The organism is Psychrobacter sp. 1U2, from assembly GCF_051847575.1.
The window spans coordinates 1-572 of sequence record NZ_JBPYDC010001569.1; the positions used below are offsets into that span (position 1 = coordinate 1).

At 46.3% G+C, this 572-nt stretch carries 1 protein-coding gene and 1 pseudogene; both read right to left on the reverse strand.

Features of this window, described 5'->3' with window-relative positions:
• Window positions 1-331, reverse strand: a 331-nt coding sequence (locus ACS8FD_RS23235; RefSeq protein WP_439277593.1) for a phosphatidylglycerophosphatase A family protein, incomplete at its 3' end; no start/stop codon positions are given.
• 3 nt (window positions 332-334) lie between these two features.
• Window positions 335-572 (reverse strand): annotated as a pseudogene (locus tag ACS8FD_RS23240) (thiamine-phosphate kinase); the annotation flags it as partial.

Sequence of the window (572 nt, forward strand, 5' to 3'; positions counted from 1 at the left end):
TAATCCACATACCAGCCCACTCATCCCAAACGATATGCGGATCATCATGTCCTTGCATCAAATCAGAGGTACGACCGCATATCCAGATACCAATAATGCAAGATAGTATTGTGATAATCAGAAACGGTACAAAACCTAAGCTCATAAGCGGTATCGCAATGATCAAACCACCAACCGTTCCCCAAGTACCCGGAGCACGGCGAGGTAGACCGCTTCCTAAACCAATACCAAGCCAATAAACAATACGGTCAAGTAGGCTGGCATTAGCAGGTAGCGGTGGGCAATCGTTTGCTTTACGAATATCGGGCTTAGATAAGTCATGATCCGTCATGGATTAACCTGCAAAATGTTGGTAACCAGTAAGAGTAGGCCAAGTGGCAAAGGGGGTAGAGTTCGTAGGCGTTACTGGTTGGCCCTGATACAAAAGCTTTGGCCGTAAACTATCTGCAATATCTGCCTCGTTTACGGCTATCACTTCACCAATACAGGTGACTGGCGTGTTGCTGCTGTTAATAGTAGGCGGCTCAATATGAGCAGGTAAGGTAAACGCCAATTCATAATCATCGCCACCT